A 15,415-nucleotide genomic window follows, 5' to 3' on the forward strand; every position below is an offset into this window, starting at 1 on the left:
CAAGCGCAATCAACAACAATCAGGCCTGGGCCGGGAACACGGGCCACATCTCGGTGATGCGGCCGTTCTCGTACACGGCGATGTCACCGAACTGCTGCAACACGGCCTCGCTTTGCGTGGGCCTCAGGAACACGAAGTCATCGGGGTGCAGGGCCTGCTTGCCCGAGCCCAGCAGGATCTGCTGGTTGGACGAGGGGCCGATCAGCCCGCTGGGGCTCAGGCCCGCAGGCGCCACCGGGTTGGCCAGCCAGTGGCCGCCATAGATGAACAGGGACGCGCGCTGGTTGGGGTCCCACCAGCCAGCAGCGGTGCTGAGCGGCTCCACGCCATCGGGGGCGACGAAGCGCCCCGTCTTGAGCACGGGGGTGGCGATGAAGGCGGCGGGCTGCATGTCCGTCAGCAAGGGCGTGTCGAAGTCGGAGGGCTTGACCATGGCCGAGCCCACCGACACCTCGTTGGCCGCGCCGCTGCCGTCGTGCAGCTTGAAGCTGGGCGAGCCGGCGGTGTTGAGCGTGAGCTGGTCGCGTGCGGCCTTCAGCGGGCTGGCCTGCACGAAGTCCAGCATGCGCTGATAGGCCTGCTTGGAATGCGCGCGCGACTGCTCGCGCAGGCCACCGATCTCGGGGATCTTTTCGGTGTGGGCTTCGTAACCCATCAGGCCGGCCCAATGCAGCAAGGGCTCTTCGGCGATGAGCTGCACCATGGTCTTCATCATGTCCAGATCGGGCACGCCGCCACGGTGCAGGCCCACGTCGATCTCGATGTTGACCCGCATGGATTGCTTTTGCGCGCGGGCCAGATCGCGGTATTGCCGCAGGCGCTCGGGCGTGTCGACCAACCATTGCAGCTGGCGGCTGGCGTCGAAGCCGGATGCGGGGGGCTGCGCGTAGAAGCGCGCCGCGGCGACCACCGGCAGGGGTTTGCCCATCAGCACATCACTTTGCGGGCGTTGCTGCGTGAGCAGTTGCAGGTAGGGCAGGTTGAACACCATCTGCCGCTGTGTGCCGGTGAGCTTGCTCAGTTCGTCCAGCAAGGGCATGCAGGCCAGGGACTTGTTGACCAGGCGCAGGTGCAGCCTGTTTTGCACATGGGCCTGCACGTGTTCGGCATTGGCATGCAGGCGCGCACGGTCGATCACCAGGGTGGGCGTGCCGATGCCCGCGGCCTTCAAGGCCTGGTTGAGCGAAGCAAAGTAGGGCTCGTACGGTGCGCCTTGGTCAGTGGGGCGCAGGGCCACCACACCAGCGGCTGCGGCCACCGTGGCGGTGCCGATGAACTGGCGTCGGGTCAGGAGTGGCATGGTGTCTTTCTTCCCTTATGCCTGGACAAACAGCTTGCGCAGGTGTGCATTGAGCATGTGGCCCTGCGGGTCGAACTGTTTGCGCATGGTCTGGAAGTCCGCCCAGCGTGGGTACATGGCCGACAGCTCCTTGAAGCCCATCTCGTGCAGCTTGCCCCAGTGAGGGCGGCCACTGTGGGCGCGGTAGATGGGGGCACAGTCCTTCACTAGGTAGTCCCAGGGCTCGTCGGCGGCGGCGTGCACGGCGATCGAGCAGCTGTCGCGGCCGTGGAAGGGGCTGAGCCAGGCGTAGTCGCTTTTGATGAAACGGAACTCGATGGGGAAGAAGGCCTCGTTGTGCTTCTCGATGGCGGCGATGATCTGGCGCAGGCAGGCGATGCCTTGCTCGCGCGGCACATGCCACTCGGATTCGTTGAACTTGATGGGCCGCACGGACGACAGCAGGCGGTAGGCGCGGTGCCGTGCCTCGTCGGTCATATTGGGGTCGATGAACTTCTGCGCGGCCCACTGGCGCAGTTGCGGGAAGCGACCCAGCCAGTCGCGCAGCTTGCGCAGGTCGTCCATGACGGCGTCGTCACTGGGCTTGGGCAGCATCAGGTCTGTGCCGGTGTAGAGGTCGTGCGAGATGGCCGCGCCATAGCCTGTGAAGGGCAGGTAGTACATCTCGAAGTTGCGATGCTGCTGGGCCAGTTGGGGCGCTTGTTGCAGCAGTTGCTCGATGGGGCGCAGCCAGACCTTGCGGTGCAGGTTGTAGGCGGGCAGCACACGCATGGTCACCTGCGAGATCACGCCAAAGCTGCCCAGCGACACACGCGCTGCGGCGAGCATGGCGCGGTTCTGGTCCTCGTGCAGCTCGATCACCTTGCCGCCGGGCGTGACGATGCGCATGCCCACGATGTCGGCGTGCAGCGCGGGCAGGTCGATGCCGGTGCCGTGCGTGCCGGTGGAGATGGCGCCTGCGATGGTCTGCACGTCCACATCGGGCAGGTTGCGCAGGGCCAGGCCCTGGGCGTCCAGTGCGCGCGACAGCACGCCCAGACGGGTGCCGCCGTGGATGGTGGCGGTCATCGCCTGTTTGTCGACCGAGATCAGGCCCGAGAGCTTGTCCAGCGAGACGATGGTGCCCGAGGTGGGCACCAGTGCGGTGAAGGAGTGGCCCGAGCCGAAGGCCCGGACTTCACCCTGCGCCGATGCCATCAGGGCCTGCAGTTCAGCCTCGTTGGCAGGGGTGGGCAAGGCCGCCGGCGTGGCGCGTTGCACGCCCGACCAGTTGTGCCATTGCAGGCTGCCTGCGGCGGGTGCGGTGGCCGGCGTGGCGGCTTGTGCCTCGTCCAGCAGGCCGTGGCTCAGTAAGAGCCCGCCCAGCGTGGCGGCTGCACCTTGCGCGATGAACTGGCGGCGGGGCACCAGGGTCTGGAAGTCGGGTTGGGTCATGGGGTGGGGCCACTCATGAAAGCGATCAGGCCGCGCAGGTCGTCGTCCGTGCAGTCGCTGCACAGGCCTTTGGCGGGCATGCCGTTGAAGCCTTCGCGGGCATGCGTCAGCAGCACCTCGGCACCTTGAGCCAGGCGCGGCTTCCAGGCCGGGGCGAAGCCGGTCAAGGGGGCGGCGCTGCGCACGCCGTGGCAGCTCAGGCAGGCGCGTTCGTACTTGGCCGCGAGCTGGGCATCGGCCGGACGCAGGGTTTCAGCGCGGGCAACGTCCAGGTCACCGGGAGGGGGCGGCGGCGCATCGTGGCAGGCGGCCAGCAGGAGCATGGGCAGCCAGCTCAGCGAGAGCAGCGCGTGTTTGATCGGGGTCATGAAAAAAGAAACGGCGCGAGAAAAAAATACAGTGTTATCAGAATATGCTGTGTCCAATCAGACAGTTATCCAGACAAACCCTGTCCACTTCCTGCCGTAAAACGCGAGGTAATAGGGCCGTGAGATCACCCGAGGAGCGCCGCTTCGTGGCCACCACTTCTGCCAAAGAGTCCACCAAAGATTCAGCCAAAGATGCCGCCAAGGAAACGCGCAAGCTGCGCGAGGCCGAGCAGCGCCGCAAGGCCATCATCAAGATCGTGCGCAAGCTGATCAAGAAGGGGGGCCTGGCCGATGTCTCGCTGCGCAAGGTGGCCGAGCTGGCGGGCTACTCCACCACGGTGGTGTACTCGCTGTTCGAGGACAAGGCCATGCTGATCACGCAGGCCATGGACGAAGACCTGCTCGAGCTCACCCGCGTGATGTCGGCCGCGGCCAACGCACACAAGACCCCGGCTGACCGCATCCGTGGCATGGCGCGGGCTTACATCGCGTTCGGCATCGCGCACCCGGCCGAGTACGCCTTCGTGTTCATGCAGCAGCGCCCGCATGCGCCCAACGAGTCGGCGCGTGTGCAGCATGGTGATCCGTCTGAAGACCCGTATGCCTTTGGCCGCAGCCTGTGGGCCGATCTCGCGCAAACGGGGGCGGTCAGCAACAAGGATGTCGACATCGACCTGATGACCCAGATCTTCTGGGAGGGCATCCACGGCCTGACGGCGCGCCACCTGGTGATGGGCCCCGATGACGTCTGGTTCCCCGAGGTGCCCAGTGAGCGCCACATCGAGCTGATGATCGAGGTGCTGCTGGGCGGCATCGTGCAGCAGTTCAAGTCTTGACCGGGGCCTGAACAAGCCCTGAAGCTCCCTACAATGCCACTGCGCCATCCGGTGCGGTGGCGGTTTGTCTTGGATGGAGTGGGCTCATGGGCAAGGTCGGGGAAGTCACGCAGCTGCTGGCTGCAGCGCAGCAAGGGCAGTCTGAGGCGCTCAACCGCCTGTTCGACCTGCTCTACCCGCAGCTGCGCCAGATCGCCTCGGCGCGCATGCGCAAGACCGACGAGCGCGTGATGCTCGACACCACCTCGCTGGTGCACGAGTGCTACCTGCGCCTGCTCAAGCTCGAAGAGCTTTCGCTCAATGACCGCGGCCACTTCCTGGCCTACGCCGCCAAGGTGATGCGCTCGGTGGTGGTGGACATCGCCCGCGAGCAACAGGCCCAGCGCCGTGGTGGCGACATGGCCTTTGTCACGCTGGACACTGCCGTGGCCAGCGGCCTGCCCAGCGGCGAAGACGAGGTGCTGCACATCCACGAAGCGCTCGAAGCGCTGGGCGCCATCGACCCGCGCCTGGTCAAGGTGGTGGAGATGCGCTACTTCATCGGCCTGGATAACAGCGAAATCGCCGAAGTGCTGGACGTGAGCACTCGCACGGTCGAACGTGACTGGGAGCGCGCCCGCAGCTTCCTGTTTGCGGCCCTCAAGGCCTGAGCGGCTGTGCGCCTGTGCGTATGAGGCCCCAGCCATGAAGATCCCCATGGCCTTGTGGCCCCGCCTCATGCCCTTGCTGGACGAGGCCCTGGCGCAGCCCCGTGAGCAGCGCGAGGCCTGGCTGCGCGACTTGACGCTGGACGATGAAACGCGTGCCGCGCTCAAGCAACTGCTGGCCGACCGCGAAGAACTGGATGGCGGTGCCTTCATGGCCGAGCTGCCCAAGCTGGCGCCGCTGGCATCAGCGCCCTCGCCCTCGCCCTTCCCTTCGCCAGATGGCCCCCACGAACCCGATGAAGCCGACGCCCGCTCGAACCGCGTCAGCCAGTCCGGCCTGTTCGCTGGTGACATGCTGGGCCCCTACCGCCTGATCAAGCCTTTGGGCCAGGGCGGCATGAGCGTGGTCTGGCTGGCCGAGCGCGATGACGGCCAGATCCGTCGCCAGGTAGCCCTGAAGATGCCGCATGCCGGCCCCGGCCAGGCCCTGCTGGCCGAACGCCTGCGCCGTGAACGCGACATCCTCGCCAGCCTGGAACACCGCCACATCGCCCGCCTGTACGACGTGGGCACCGCGCCCACCGGCCTGCCCTTCATGGTGCTGGAGTACATCGAAGGCCTGCCCTTGCCGGCCTATTGCGATGAACACCGTCTCAACCTGTACGAGCGCCTCAAGCTCTTCCTGCAGGTGCTCAGCGCCGTGCAGTACGCGCACACCAAGCTCGTGCTGCACCGCGACCTCAAGCCCAGCAACATCCTGGTCAACCGCGAAGGCGAGGTCAAGCTGCTGGACTTCGGCATCGCCAAGCTCATCCGCGACAGCGAGACCGGGCTGGTGGCGCCCTCCACCGAACTGACCCAGCACAACGGCCATGTCCTCACGCCGGACTACGCCGCGCCCGAGCAGATCGCCGGTCAACCCTTGACCACTGCCAGCGACGTGTACGCACTCGGCGTGATCCTGTTCGAGCTGCTGACCGGCCAGCGTCCTTACCGCCTGCCCAGAGGCACACGCGGTGCGCTCGAAGAGGCCATCCTGGTCGCCGATGCGCGCCGGCCCAGCCAGGTCTGGCTCGATGCCGATGTGCAGACCCACCACCCCACCGCGGTCACGGTCAGCGATCTGGCCGAACACTTCAGGGCCAGCCCCCGCCGCCTGAGCCAGTTGCTGCGTGGCGACCTCGACGTGATCGTGGCCACCGCCCTGCAAAAGCAGGCCACGCGCCGCTACCCCACCGCCGAAGCCTTTGCGCAGGACATCCAGCACCACCTGGCCAAGGAGCCTATAGCGGCCCAGCCGGACAGCCGCTGGTACCGCACACGCAAGTACATCCAGCGCCATGCCTGGGCCCTGAGCGCTGTGGGGGCCGTCGTCGCCGCCTTGAGCGTGGGCCTGGGCCTGGCCCTGTGGCAAGCCAAGGAGGCCCGGCAGGAAGCGGCCAAGGCCAACGCCATCAAGGACTTCCTGGTCGGCCTGTTCGAGAACGGCGACGTGGAACAACCCGATGCCCTGCGCAAGCGCCAGCAGACGGTTGAGCAGTTGCTCATCAACAGCGCCAATGCACTGGGCACCCAGCTCAAGGACCAGCCCGAAGTGCGCGTGGAGCTGCAAGGCGTGGTGGGCGGCTTGCTGCACAGCCTCGCGATCACCGACGAGGCCATCAAGCTGCGCAAGCAGCGGTTGGCGCAGCTTGAAGCCATGAGGGCGTCAGTGGCAGAGCGCGCGCAGGCCTTGAGGGAGTTGGCGGATAGTCAGGATGCGAGGGGGGATACGCAAGGCGCAAGGGCAACCTTGGACAGGGGCTTGGCTTTATGCAGGGCCGCGCAGATGCAGCCTGCGACAGTTTGTTATGGTTTGCAGGTTGCCCGAGGGCAGATGGAAGCGCTCGCACGCAACATTGAGGTCGCTGAACGCGAGATCGCACCAGCGTTGAAGGTACTGGAGCGTCAACGCATGCCCAGCACGCAATACGCCGAGGCGCTAGTGGGGATGGGCGACATACTGAGTCTGAAGGGGCAGGCCGATACTTCTTACGCGCTGTACAAGGAGGCCATGCGGGTCCGCACCATGTTATGGGGTGCAAACTCAATACGGCTGGCAAAGGAGCGATTTCAGTTGGCCATGAGCCTAGGCATGGTGCGCAGACTTAGTCAGGCAGATGAGGAGCTGCATGCAGCCTTGACGGTGATGACCAACGCGCTCGGCCGAGAGCACTTGAGCACGGCTACGGTGGAGTTGCAATTGGGCCGGCTTCATGCGCTTTTGGGGACTGAACAGGACGCTCACGCCTTGATAGAGCATGCTGGTTCGGTGATTTTGAAGCACCGGGGCGAGGCAGATGCCAGAACGGTTGTTGACGCGCTGTGGGCGCAAGGAGAAAGCGCGCTGTTCGAGGGGCGCATGTCTGACGCAAGCGCCAGCCTGAATGCTGCAATGACCTTGCATCGCTCAGCGGACAGAGGCATACCTCGAGACGGCTTATTAGAAATAACGATGGCTTGGTATCTGATCGATATGGGGCAATACCAAGCCGCGCGGCAACTGTTGTTGCATACGCGTGACGCCCTGTTTGGCGCGACGCGGGATGCCTCCTCCATGGTCCATGCTGTAGAAGAAGCGATTGCGTCTAGCTATCTTGCTGAGCAACGCTTTGATGACGCCAAGCTTTGGTTGATGCGGGCATCAAGGCTGGATACGTCAGTTTCGAACCCATCGCCACTGCCACAGGTCGACTACAAGGCCAGTTGGGCTGCGCTGTATCTGGAGCAAGGCAAGTTGAGCGATGCTGAGCCGTTTGTGCGTGCCTACATGGACGCGATCACCGGGCAAGCACGCGGTGACACTTTTGTGCTGGACATCTATGCGTCCAATGACCTAGCTGCTCGCATGGCCCTGGCTCAGGGGCATCCGCGTGACGCGAAGAAGTATTTCGAGCGAGCTATCGAAGCATTGGCTAAGTTGGGTCCTGGAAATCCCTATCTGGCGGTAACACGTAGTCGATACGCAGAAGTCCTGCATCTGCTGGGCGACCAGTCGGCATCCCTGCATCAATTGAGTTTGGCCCAAATCGCGTTGAAGCGTTGCGGCACAACCGCAGCTCATTTTTGGCGTGTATATCAGCGTGTCGAGAAACGTGTTGCAAGTTGATTTCGAGTTGTCGGTTTAGGGATGGTGTTTTCGTTTATTCAATGAGAAGCTCTCATGCTTCAAGCTTTGAAGGACTTTCCGATGATTGATGCATACACTTGCGCCCGTTCGGCTCTTTTGGCTTCTTTGCTGGCGATCTCTGCTTACCCGACTCATGCAGAAAATGCGCCTGCGCCCAAAGCGGCTGTCATGACGGCGTCTGCTGCAACCGGCGCAGCATCACGCGTGGTCGCTACGCCGGGCAAGGTCACCCCTGTTGTACCCAAAGGAAGCACAGCGGGTGGTGTGGTCATGAAGAATGGGGAAAATCAATATCCAACGGGGCAACTACCCATTCCCCCCAAGCCCAAAAAGGAAGGCCTCGAAGCCGCTGGTGCGGTCAAGGCCAAAGCCGCTCAGCCATAACTTCTGACAAGAAGTCGTCCCTCTTCGGGCGCACACCGAAGAGGGAATGCAAGGAACTCATGCGGCACTAATCTGTCCCCTTCAACTCACTGAAGGGAATCAGCATGCGTCGCACTTTGTTGTCTTGGCCTGCCAAGGTCATGGTCATCGCCGTTTCGGCAATCGGGGCTTCCGGGTCGACCTGGGCGCAGCCCTCCAATGTACTGGTGCAGCAATCGGCCGGTAAGGCCACCGCAGAGCAGGATTGGATCCCCTCTGGTAGCGTTCCCATTCCGCCAAAGCCCAAAGCCCGTGATGCTGGCGAAGCAGGAGCGGATGAGTATCCAACAGGCGGGATCCTCATTCCCCCTAAACCAAAGGCGAAGGTAGGTTCAGGCGACGACGATTCGTTTGGCTTGACGGCCTATCCCGGAGGAACAATCCCGCTTCCTCCTAAGCCGAAGGCCCAAGAGGACGCCGATGCTGGAGTTGATGCTTACCCGAGCGGCACTATTCCCATTCCTCCGAAACCCAAGGCTCGCGAAGATGGGGAGACAGGGCTGGATTCCTTTCCCACTGGGACGATTCCCGTTCCCCCCAAACCCAAATCAACCATCCAATACTGACCTGATCATGGTGTAGCCGAGCCATGGTTCGCTCTATTTGCAGATTTATTGCGATCTTTTGGCCGCTTTGTATCAACAGCACAAAGCATTGAAGACGAACACTTGTCTACACGCCTGAAATTTATTGGCGTCATGGATCTATTGCGTCCGATGCCCTGCTGTCGCTTTTCTTGCAGCCGCTTGCTTGAGTAGCGCAACCTCCCTCCGGCCTCAAAGGTGGCTCGTCAACGCCCGGCACAGCCGTTCAAACGCGCGCAGTGCCTCATGGGCATCGTCCGACATCTGCGCATGCACGATGGCGCCGTCCACGGCCACGGCCAGTGCCCGGGCTGTGGCTTTGCGTTGCCGGGACGGTGGCAGCAGGTCGGCAATGGCCTGGGCCATGTCCTCTTTGTGCCGGTATGAGATGTCTTTGACGGCCGGCAGTTCTGGCGCCATCTCGTTGACGGCGTTGATGAACGCGCAGCCGCGAAAGCCCTTGTCTTCGAACCAGGCCTTCAGGGTGGGCGTCAGGGCCGCCACGGTGTGACCATGTTCGGCCAGTGTCGCGGTGAACCAGTCCATCCAGATGGCATGGCGCAAGGCCAGGTAGGCCAGGATCAGCTCGTTCTTGCTGGGGAAGTGCCTGTAGAAGGTGACCTTGGTGACACCTGCCTCGGCGATGACCTTGTCGATGCCGGTCGCGCGGATGCCGTGCGCGTAAAAGAGCCGGTGCGCAGTGTGCAGGATGCGGTCTCGAGCGTGAGGCGCGACGCCTTCGGGTGCGGTCAGCATGTTCATGGGTACATTGTAGACAGACTTGTCTACTTGCGGTAGATTTCGTCCGATGTAGACAAATCTGTCTACATGAGCCACAAGGATGCCGCATCATGGATACCCGCCCACCTCTGCCCCCTTTCACCTTGGAAACCGCCACCCAGAAGGTCCGCCTGGCCGAAGACGCCTGGAACAGCCGCGACCCGGATCGGGTGGCGATGGTCTACACCGAGGACACGCAGTGGCGCAACCGCGCCGAGTTCCCAGTGGGGCGCGAACAGGTGCGCGTCTTCCTGCAGCGCAAATGGGCGCGTGAGCTGGATTACCGTCTGATCAAGGAGCTGTGGGCGTTTTCGGATGAGCGCATTGCCGTGCGCTTTGCCTACGAGTGGCATGACGATGCGGGCCAGTGGTACCGCTCATACGGCAACGAGAACTGGCAGTTCAACGCCCTGGGCCTGATGGTGCGCCGCTACGCCAGCATCAATGACCTGCCGATATCGGCCAGCGAGCGCCTGTTCAACTGGCCGCTGGGGCGCCGGCCGGATGATCACCCGGGGCTGAGCGATCTGGGCCTGTGAACCTGCCCCTTGTACCGACCATCAACCCGCGTCCACTAAACTGGCGGCCTTCTCAGCCATTCAAAGGACCCCGCCATGGGCGCGCAGTGGAAAGCAAAACACAAGGATCTGGCCGCCAACATCAAGGGCCGGGTCTTCGGCAAGCTGGCCAAGGAAATCATGATCGCCGCGCGCAACGGCGCTGACCCGGCGGCCAACGCACGCTTGCGCCTGGTGGTTGAACAGGCCCGCAAGGCCTCGATACCCAAGGACACGCTGGAGCGCGCCATCAAGAAGGGCGCGGGCCTGACGGGTGAGGCGGTGCACTTTGATCACGTGATCTATGAAGGCTTTGCACCGCACCGTGTACCGGTGATGGTCGAGTGCCTGACCGACAACGTCAACCGCACGGCCTCCGACATGCGCGTGCTGTTCCGCAAGGGCCAGCAAGGCACCTCGGGCTCGGTGTCCTGGGACTTTGACCACGTCGGCATGATCGAGGCCGAAGCCAGCACCGCCGGCGCTGACCCCGAGATGGCGGCCATCGAAGCCGGCGCGCAGGACCTGGAAGTGGGTGAAGACGGCGTCACCCTGTTCTGGACGGACCCGACCGATCTGGATGCGGTCAGCCGTGCCCTGCCCGCGCAAGGCTTCACGGTGCTGTCGGCCAAGCTGGGCTACAAGCCCAAGAACCCGGTGGACCCGGCCAGCCTGAGCCCCGAAGCGCTGGAGGAGGTCGAGACCTTCCTGGCAGCCATGGACGCCAACGACGACGTGCAGAACGTGTTTGCCGGATTGGCAGGTTGAGTTTGAACGACACCCACAAGGACAGCGACGCACAAGCTGCTGCGGCCGAGCCCATCCACGAAGCACGCCTGTGGCACGACAACGGCTGGACGGCCAAGGTCGTCAAGAACGAGGACGACGATGGCTGGGCGGTCGAGATGATCAGGGACGGGGAGCCCGAGCCCGCCCTGGTCGGCCCCTGGACCATGGGCCGCGACAAGAAGAACCCCAAGCCGCTGGACACCGGCGCGTTCAACACCCTCGTGAAGACGGCTTCGGAGGTGATCCGCCGCCATGAGCAGCAACTGCACGCCTTGCTGCACAAGAGCGTGGTGGTGAGTGCGGCATCGGGGCGCCTCACGGTCAACCTCGACATCGTGCCCGACGAGGATGACCCGTACGCGCTTTTGTCAGCGCTCGATGAAGGTGGAGATCAGCTCGCCCAGGTGCGGGTGGCGGCCAGCTTCAAGCTGAGCCAGGCCAGTGCCGAAGCCTGGGTGGCGTCCGACTTCGTCAAGCCTGGCCGGGGCTGAGGCCGCGTCGACCCACGCCTGCTGATCTGCTCGCTCAGGCCGCTGCGGCCACCACCACGCACTCGCGGCGCAGCAGCGCCAGTGCATCGTTGTGCGAGGTCACCGCGTCGCTCAACAGCAGGGGCTGGGCCTCCTGCAGGAACAGGCGCCACAACTCGGCATAACTCTCGCGCAAGGCGGCGGGCGCATGGGCGGCAATGAAGTCGCTGGCCAGCTTGGGGTGCAGGCCTGATTTGCGGATCTTGCGGATCAGCGTGGCCGCGCTTTTGTCGCTCATGCTGGTCTTGGGCTTGCTGCCGGCCGCGATGTGCAGGAACACGGTCAGCAGCGCATCTTCATCCGTCTGGCCCAGCGTGGCCTTGCGCCATTCGGCCGAGGCCGTGCGCTCGTGGTGGTCCACTTCGGCCAGGGCGTCTTCCGTCCAGAAGTAGCGGCCCATGAAAGCGGCGGTCTGGGTGAACAGCTTGCGCGGCGACAGCGCCGCGTCGAGGATGCGGGGCATGTCGGCCAGCAGCGAGCGGCGCACGCGCTCGACCGCCTCGTGCAGGTGCGCAGGCAGCTCGGCGGGCACGGTGAGGCCCTCTTCGCTGGCCAGCATGGGCTGGCGGCGCAGCACGCCGATGGTCTTTTCGAAGCCGATCCAGTCGGGCAGGGCTTCGCGGCCCACGGCATCGATCAGCAAGGCGGTGCGGATCACGGCTTCGGCATCGGCGCCGTGTTCTTCCAGCTCGTCGGCGTCCACACCGAGGGATTGCGCCAGCCAGGTGGCGGCCTCGATCAGGTCGGCGGCGTGGCGGCGTGAGGCCAGCTCGGCGCGGTAGTCGGCCAGGCTGCGCAGCGTCCACTTCGCCAGCTGCGGGATGTGGTCGTTGGTGAAGCCGCGGCGCTCGCTCATGCCGAAATGGCTGCTTTGCGGCATGCCGATCAGCTTTTTGAGCATGTCCGAGCCACCCTTGGAGCGCGACAGCAGGGAGTTGTCGCGCAGGGCTTCAGCCGCCTTGCGCAGGTCACCGCCGCACGAGTCTTCCAGGTACAGGCTGATGAGGTTGACCATGCGCTCGCGGGCCTTTTCCAGCTCGGGGCGCAGGAACTCGCTGCCGAAGTAGGCGGCGATCTGCACCATGCCCTTGGGCGCTTCCACGCACATGGCGTCCAGGCGGTTCTGGTCGATCAGGCCGTGCTGCACGCCGTATTGCAGCGCCTTCTCGAAGAAGGGGCGCGCGTCGTACAGCGAGACGGCAGAGGGCCCGGAAGAGGGTTCTGCCGATTCGGCCGGGGGCGGGGTGAAGGTGGCGGACATGGTGTGGGAACCTCGAATCAGATGGCCGAACTCAAATGGCCGACTCTTCGTCCGGGTCGATCGCGGCCTGCGTGATGCGGCCACGGTCGGTCTCCGTGGTCTCCACGCGGTGATCGGTCTCTTCTTCCTCTTCCTCCTCGGGCGCGTCTTCGCCACGGCGGGCCTTGGCGCGCAGCACCAGCAGCATCTCGCCGAACAGGTCGGGGCATTGGTAGCGCAGCAACCAGGCCAGCTCCATCCAGTCGTGGTCGGCCACTTCCTCGTGCTGCAGCACGGGGCGCACGTGGGCCGAGGCCAGCAGCGCCTCTTCCGACAGCATCTGGCCGTCGTCTTCCACGGTGTCGAAAGTGCCGGTGCGGGCGAAGCTTTCGACGCGGCTCCACTTGTCGGTGAAGTAATCGGCCAGGGCTTCGGCGCCGCCTTCCAGGTCACCCAGGGCGTTGAGGAACTCGATGGGGTCGGCGTCCTCGCGGAAGATGATCGAGTTGACCATGCCGCGCAGGTGGGTGCGGGTCAGGTCCTTGTAGCGCTTTTCGATCACCACGGCGCGGGCGAACTGCTCGGGCGTGATCAGCAGGTTGATGACCGAGTCCTTGGACGGGTCGTACTCGCGGATCACGGCCAGGATGTCCTTGGGCGGCAACTGCTCCAGCACGACCATCAGCGCGCCGTCGCCTTCGCGGTCGGCCAGGTCCACCAGGATGGCCTCGGCGCCCACGATGTCGCCGGCGGCAATCAGGCTCTGCGTTTGTTGGATGAGGGCAATTTCGTTCATGGTCAGTCTTTGCGGTCAAAGCCTTGTTCGGCCAGCCAGTCGGCACCGGCTTCGTCACGGGCGCGGGCGTCTTCGTCGTCGTCGCGCTCTTCGGGCGGCAGGTCCTCGTCACCGTCTTCATCCTCGCTGGATGCGAGCTGCGCACGGCCATCCGGGCGGTCGTACAGGTAGGCCAGGGCGGCGGCCACGGTCATGAAGCGCTGGCCGTCGGCCTGCTGCAGGAAGGTGTCGGCCATGGCCTGGGCCCAGGGCGCGATCTGCACGCTGGCGCGGATCTCGTCCCAGTCGGGGCATTCGTCCAGCTCGCCGCTGACGACCTGGTTCATCACGCCCGGCTCCGTGAAGCGGAAGGCCTGGTGGAAGACCACGGCCACCATCTCGGGCGCCAGCTCGGTCATCTGCAGCAGGAAATCGAGGGACTTGCGCTTGTCGGCCAGGCGCTGGCGCAGCACGTCCTTGCCCTCGGAGTCAAAACTCAGGTCGTCCATCTCGGCCTGGTAGGCGGCGCGCAAATGGTGGAAGGCGGGGGACAGGTTCATGGAAATGCAGGCAAATGAAGGCAAAAAACGGGAAAACGCGGTGCTGAGGGGGTCAAAAAGCCAAAAATGGCCTTTCGGCTCAGATCAGCGCGCTGAAGTAGTTCAGCCAGATGTCGCGGGCCGTGTCGATCGGGCTGTCCAGCAGGTTGCGGCGGCGGTTGTCGTCGTAGGCCTGGCGTTTGTCGGGGTCGGACAGCACATCGTAGGCCTCCTGCACGGCCCGAAAGCGGGCAGGGGCATCCGGGGCGCTGTTGCGGTCCGGGTGGTACTGCGAGGCCTTCTGGCGAAAGGCTTTCTTGATGTCGGCCAGGGTGGCGGCACTGCCCAGGCCAAGCGCGGCGTAGTGGTCGGTCATGAGGCCTCCGTGGGACACGAGGGGGGCAAAAACGGGGATGGCCGCAAAACGTGGCCGGGCGTGAACTGTAATGGATGCGCGGCGGCGCGTGTACCGGGGGGCGAAGCGGCTCGGCCACAATGGCGCCCATGAACGCTTCTTCCAACGCGGCCGCAGCCCCGATGCTGGCCTGGCACTACACCCTGGGCGTGCACCTGCTGCGCATCCTGGAAAACGGCTACATCCTGCCGCAAGACACGCCTGACACCCCTGCCGTGGAGTGCCCGGTGGCCTGGTTCTCCCTGAACCAGCAGCATGACCCTTCCGCGCTCAAAAGCATCCTGGTCAATGGCAAGCCGCAAGCACCCACGCTGGAGGTGATGAAGCAACTGGGCAACGGCGTGTACCGGCTGGGCATCAGCCCGCGGCGTTTGTTGGGTGGGGAGCCGCTGCGGCGCGAGGCGCGCATCAGCAAGGCGCGCTGGGCCGAGTTGTTGAAGCAGGCCAAGGCCCAGGGTGCCAACGCGGCCGAATGGTTCGGGTCCATCGACCCGGTGGCCGCGTCGGACTGTGTGATCGAGGTGTTGGCAGACGACGGCCGCTGGCAGCGCGTCGCCTCCTGAGACCTCGCTCAGGCCGGATCAGGCCTCGTCGGTGTCCGAGGGCAACTCGGGGGCCGGGCTGCGGCGCGTGTCGTGCTTCTCGATGGCGGTGGCCACGGCACGCTTGAGCTTGGCCACGGCGCCTTGAATGGCCTGGTGCGCGTTGGGCGCGTGGTCTTTCACCACCACCGGCTCGAACTTGCTCAGGCGGGCTTCCAGCGTGCACACGATGTCGTCCGGGTTGGGTTTGGCGTGGCTGACGGTGTCGGTCACATGGGCTTCCACACGCGTGACGTGCTCGCCGAAGCGGTGCATCGCTTCCTTGACGACGGTCTCGAGGTGTTCAGCCATGCCTTTGCGGCCGTCAATGTGGGTGTCGGTGTTCAGCAGGACTTGCATAAGGGGCTTCTTTTTCAAAAGGGACAAGACCAGTGTAGATGCCATTTTCAGCCTGTGCACTTGATCTGGATCGGGTTGGTGTTGTTCG

18 protein-coding genes are annotated in these 15,415 nt (G+C 64.5%); 9 read left to right on the forward strand and 9 right to left on the reverse strand.

From position 1 onward, the window contains the following. Window positions 1-19: 19 nt before the first annotated feature. From JY96_RS11865 to JY96_RS11875, 3 genes are read right to left on the reverse strand one after another with little or no spacing between them, the layout of a single operon-like run. Window positions 20-1,300: an alanine racemase gene (locus JY96_RS11865; RefSeq protein WP_052162444.1), complete on the reverse strand. Its 1,281-nt coding sequence runs from the start codon at window positions 1,298-1,300 to the stop codon at window positions 20-22. Between the two features lie 15 nt (window positions 1,301-1,315). Then, window positions 1,316-2,734 carry a D-arabinono-1,4-lactone oxidase gene (locus JY96_RS11870; protein ID WP_052162445.1) on the reverse strand — a complete coding sequence of 473 codons (1,419 nt, stop codon included), beginning with the start codon at window positions 2,732-2,734 and terminating at the stop codon, window positions 1,316-1,318. Further along, entirely contained in the window at window positions 2,731-3,102 is a 372-nt protein-coding gene (locus tag JY96_RS11875) for a cytochrome c5 family protein (RefSeq protein ID WP_052162446.1), read from the reverse strand. Before JY96_RS11875 ends, JY96_RS11870 begins: the two co-directional genes overlap by 4 nt. Before the next feature lie 146 nt (window positions 3,103-3,248). Here JY96_RS11875 and JY96_RS11880 point away from each other — a divergent pair, with 146 nt between their 5' ends. The 5 genes from JY96_RS11880 to JY96_RS23195 all read left to right on the forward strand — a co-directional run bounded on the left by JY96_RS11880 (window position 3,249) and on the right by JY96_RS23195 (window position 8,743). Continuing rightward, complete coding sequence (locus JY96_RS11880; RefSeq protein WP_235333908.1) at window positions 3,249-3,938, forward strand: TetR/AcrR family transcriptional regulator; 690 nt, start codon at window positions 3,249-3,251, stop codon at window positions 3,936-3,938. Between the two features lie 86 nt (window positions 3,939-4,024). Beyond that, a complete protein-coding gene (locus tag JY96_RS11885; protein ID WP_035037669.1) occupies window positions 4,025-4,588 on the forward strand; it encodes an ECF-type sigma factor in 564 nt (187 codons plus the stop codon). A 34-nt stretch (window positions 4,589-4,622) separates the two neighbouring features. Beyond that, complete coding sequence (locus JY96_RS11890) at window positions 4,623-7,733, forward strand: serine/threonine-protein kinase (protein WP_035037671.1); 3,111 nt, start codon at window positions 4,623-4,625, stop codon at window positions 7,731-7,733. Window positions 7,734-7,787: 54 nt separating this feature from the next. Continuing rightward, a complete protein-coding gene (locus tag JY96_RS23190) occupies window positions 7,788-8,138 on the forward strand; it encodes a hypothetical protein (RefSeq protein WP_152606475.1) in 351 nt (116 codons plus the stop codon). A gap of 104 nt (window positions 8,139-8,242) precedes the next feature. Next, on the forward strand, window positions 8,243-8,743 hold the full coding sequence (locus JY96_RS23195) for a hypothetical protein (protein ID WP_152606476.1): 501 nt from the start codon (window positions 8,243-8,245) through the stop codon (window positions 8,741-8,743). A 210-nt stretch (window positions 8,744-8,953) separates the two neighbouring features. On the opposite strand, the gene JY96_RS11895 is transcribed toward JY96_RS23195, so the two are convergent. Continuing rightward, on the reverse strand, window positions 8,954-9,523 hold the full coding sequence (locus tag JY96_RS11895) for a TetR/AcrR family transcriptional regulator (RefSeq protein ID WP_052162447.1): 570 nt from the start codon (window positions 9,521-9,523) through the stop codon (window positions 8,954-8,956). Between the two features lie 89 nt (window positions 9,524-9,612). Between JY96_RS11895 and JY96_RS11900 the strand changes: the two genes are divergently transcribed. From JY96_RS11900 to JY96_RS11910, 3 genes are all read left to right on the forward strand, one after another. Next, window positions 9,613-10,080: a nuclear transport factor 2 family protein gene (locus JY96_RS11900; RefSeq protein WP_035037674.1), complete on the forward strand. Its 468-nt coding sequence runs from the start codon at window positions 9,613-9,615 to the stop codon at window positions 10,078-10,080. A gap of 75 nt (window positions 10,081-10,155) precedes the next feature. After that, window positions 10,156-10,866, forward strand: coding sequence for a YebC/PmpR family DNA-binding transcriptional regulator (locus tag JY96_RS11905; protein ID WP_035037676.1), 711 nt, complete (start codon window positions 10,156-10,158; stop codon window positions 10,864-10,866). A 2-nt stretch (window positions 10,867-10,868) separates the two neighbouring features. Further along, window positions 10,869-11,378 carry a hypothetical protein gene (locus tag JY96_RS11910; RefSeq protein WP_035037678.1) on the forward strand — a complete coding sequence of 170 codons (510 nt, stop codon included), beginning with the start codon at window positions 10,869-10,871 and terminating at the stop codon, window positions 11,376-11,378. A gap of 34 nt (window positions 11,379-11,412) precedes the next feature. Here JY96_RS11910 and JY96_RS11915 read toward each other — a convergent pair whose 3' ends face one another. The 4 genes from JY96_RS11915 to JY96_RS11930 form a co-directional block, all read right to left on the reverse strand. Then, window positions 11,413-12,678 (reverse strand): hypothetical protein, encoded by a 1,266-nt coding sequence (locus tag JY96_RS11915; RefSeq protein WP_035037680.1) that lies wholly within the window; start codon window positions 12,676-12,678, stop codon window positions 11,413-11,415. A 31-nt stretch (window positions 12,679-12,709) separates the two neighbouring features. Beyond that, on the reverse strand, window positions 12,710-13,453 hold the full coding sequence (locus tag JY96_RS11920) for a hypothetical protein (protein WP_035037682.1): 744 nt from the start codon (window positions 13,451-13,453) through the stop codon (window positions 12,710-12,712). 2 nt (window positions 13,454-13,455) lie between these two features. Further along, window positions 13,456-13,992 carry a hypothetical protein gene (locus JY96_RS11925; protein WP_035037690.1) on the reverse strand — a complete coding sequence of 179 codons (537 nt, stop codon included), beginning with the start codon at window positions 13,990-13,992 and terminating at the stop codon, window positions 13,456-13,458. A gap of 79 nt (window positions 13,993-14,071) precedes the next feature. Beyond that, a complete protein-coding gene (locus JY96_RS11930) occupies window positions 14,072-14,347 on the reverse strand; it encodes a DnaJ domain-containing protein (protein ID WP_035037692.1) in 276 nt (91 codons plus the stop codon). A 128-nt stretch (window positions 14,348-14,475) separates the two neighbouring features. Between JY96_RS11930 and JY96_RS11935 the strand changes: the two genes are divergently transcribed. After that, a complete protein-coding gene (locus JY96_RS11935) occupies window positions 14,476-14,949 on the forward strand; it encodes a hypothetical protein (protein WP_152606477.1) in 474 nt (157 codons plus the stop codon). Window positions 14,950-14,967: 18 nt separating this feature from the next. Here the strand turns inward: JY96_RS11935 and JY96_RS11940 are convergent, their stop codons facing one another. Next, window positions 14,968-15,327, reverse strand: coding sequence for an HPF/RaiA family ribosome-associated protein (locus JY96_RS11940; protein WP_035037695.1), 360 nt, complete (start codon window positions 15,325-15,327; stop codon window positions 14,968-14,970). Window positions 15,328-15,415: the final 88 nt, after the last annotated feature.

The organism is Aquabacterium sp. NJ1 (assembly GCF_000768065.1).
Taxonomy (GTDB): domain Bacteria; phylum Pseudomonadota; class Gammaproteobacteria; order Burkholderiales; family Burkholderiaceae_C; genus Aquabacterium.

Coding starts and splice junctions, on each gene's coding strand:
- JY96_RS11895 (WP_052162447.1), bottom strand. CDS start 9,523: ATGAACATGCTGACCGCACCCGAAGGCGTCGCGCCTCACGCTCGAGAC.
- JY96_RS11915 (WP_035037680.1), bottom strand. CDS start 12,678: ATGTCCGCCACCTTCACCCCGCCCCCGGCCGAATCGGCAGAACCCTCT.
- JY96_RS11940 (WP_035037695.1), bottom strand. CDS start 15,327: ATGCAAGTCCTGCTGAACACCGACACCCACATTGACGGCCGCAAAGGC.
- JY96_RS23190 (WP_152606475.1), top strand. CDS start 7,788: ATGCTTCAAGCTTTGAAGGACTTTCCGATGATTGATGCATACACTTGC.
- JY96_RS11900 (WP_035037674.1), top strand. CDS start 9,613: ATGGATACCCGCCCACCTCTGCCCCCTTTCACCTTGGAAACCGCCACC.
- JY96_RS11925 (WP_035037690.1), bottom strand. CDS start 13,992: ATGAACCTGTCCCCCGCCTTCCACCATTTGCGCGCCGCCTACCAGGCC.
- JY96_RS11905 (WP_035037676.1), top strand. CDS start 10,156: ATGGGCGCGCAGTGGAAAGCAAAACACAAGGATCTGGCCGCCAACATC.
- JY96_RS23195 (WP_152606476.1), top strand. CDS start 8,243: ATGCGTCGCACTTTGTTGTCTTGGCCTGCCAAGGTCATGGTCATCGCC.
- JY96_RS11885 (WP_035037669.1), top strand. CDS start 4,025: ATGGGCAAGGTCGGGGAAGTCACGCAGCTGCTGGCTGCAGCGCAGCAA.
- JY96_RS11890 (WP_035037671.1), top strand. CDS start 4,623: ATGAAGATCCCCATGGCCTTGTGGCCCCGCCTCATGCCCTTGCTGGAC.
- JY96_RS11920 (WP_035037682.1), bottom strand. CDS start 13,453: ATGAACGAAATTGCCCTCATCCAACAAACGCAGAGCCTGATTGCCGCC.
- JY96_RS11870 (WP_052162445.1), bottom strand. CDS start 2,734: ATGACCCAACCCGACTTCCAGACCCTGGTGCCCCGCCGCCAGTTCATC.
- JY96_RS11935 (WP_152606477.1), top strand. CDS start 14,476: ATGAACGCTTCTTCCAACGCGGCCGCAGCCCCGATGCTGGCCTGGCAC.
- JY96_RS11875 (WP_052162446.1), bottom strand. CDS start 3,102: ATGACCCCGATCAAACACGCGCTGCTCTCGCTGAGCTGGCTGCCCATG.
- JY96_RS11930 (WP_035037692.1), bottom strand. CDS start 14,347: ATGACCGACCACTACGCCGCGCTTGGCCTGGGCAGTGCCGCCACCCTG.
- JY96_RS11865 (WP_052162444.1), bottom strand. CDS start 1,300: ATGCCACTCCTGACCCGACGCCAGTTCATCGGCACCGCCACGGTGGCC.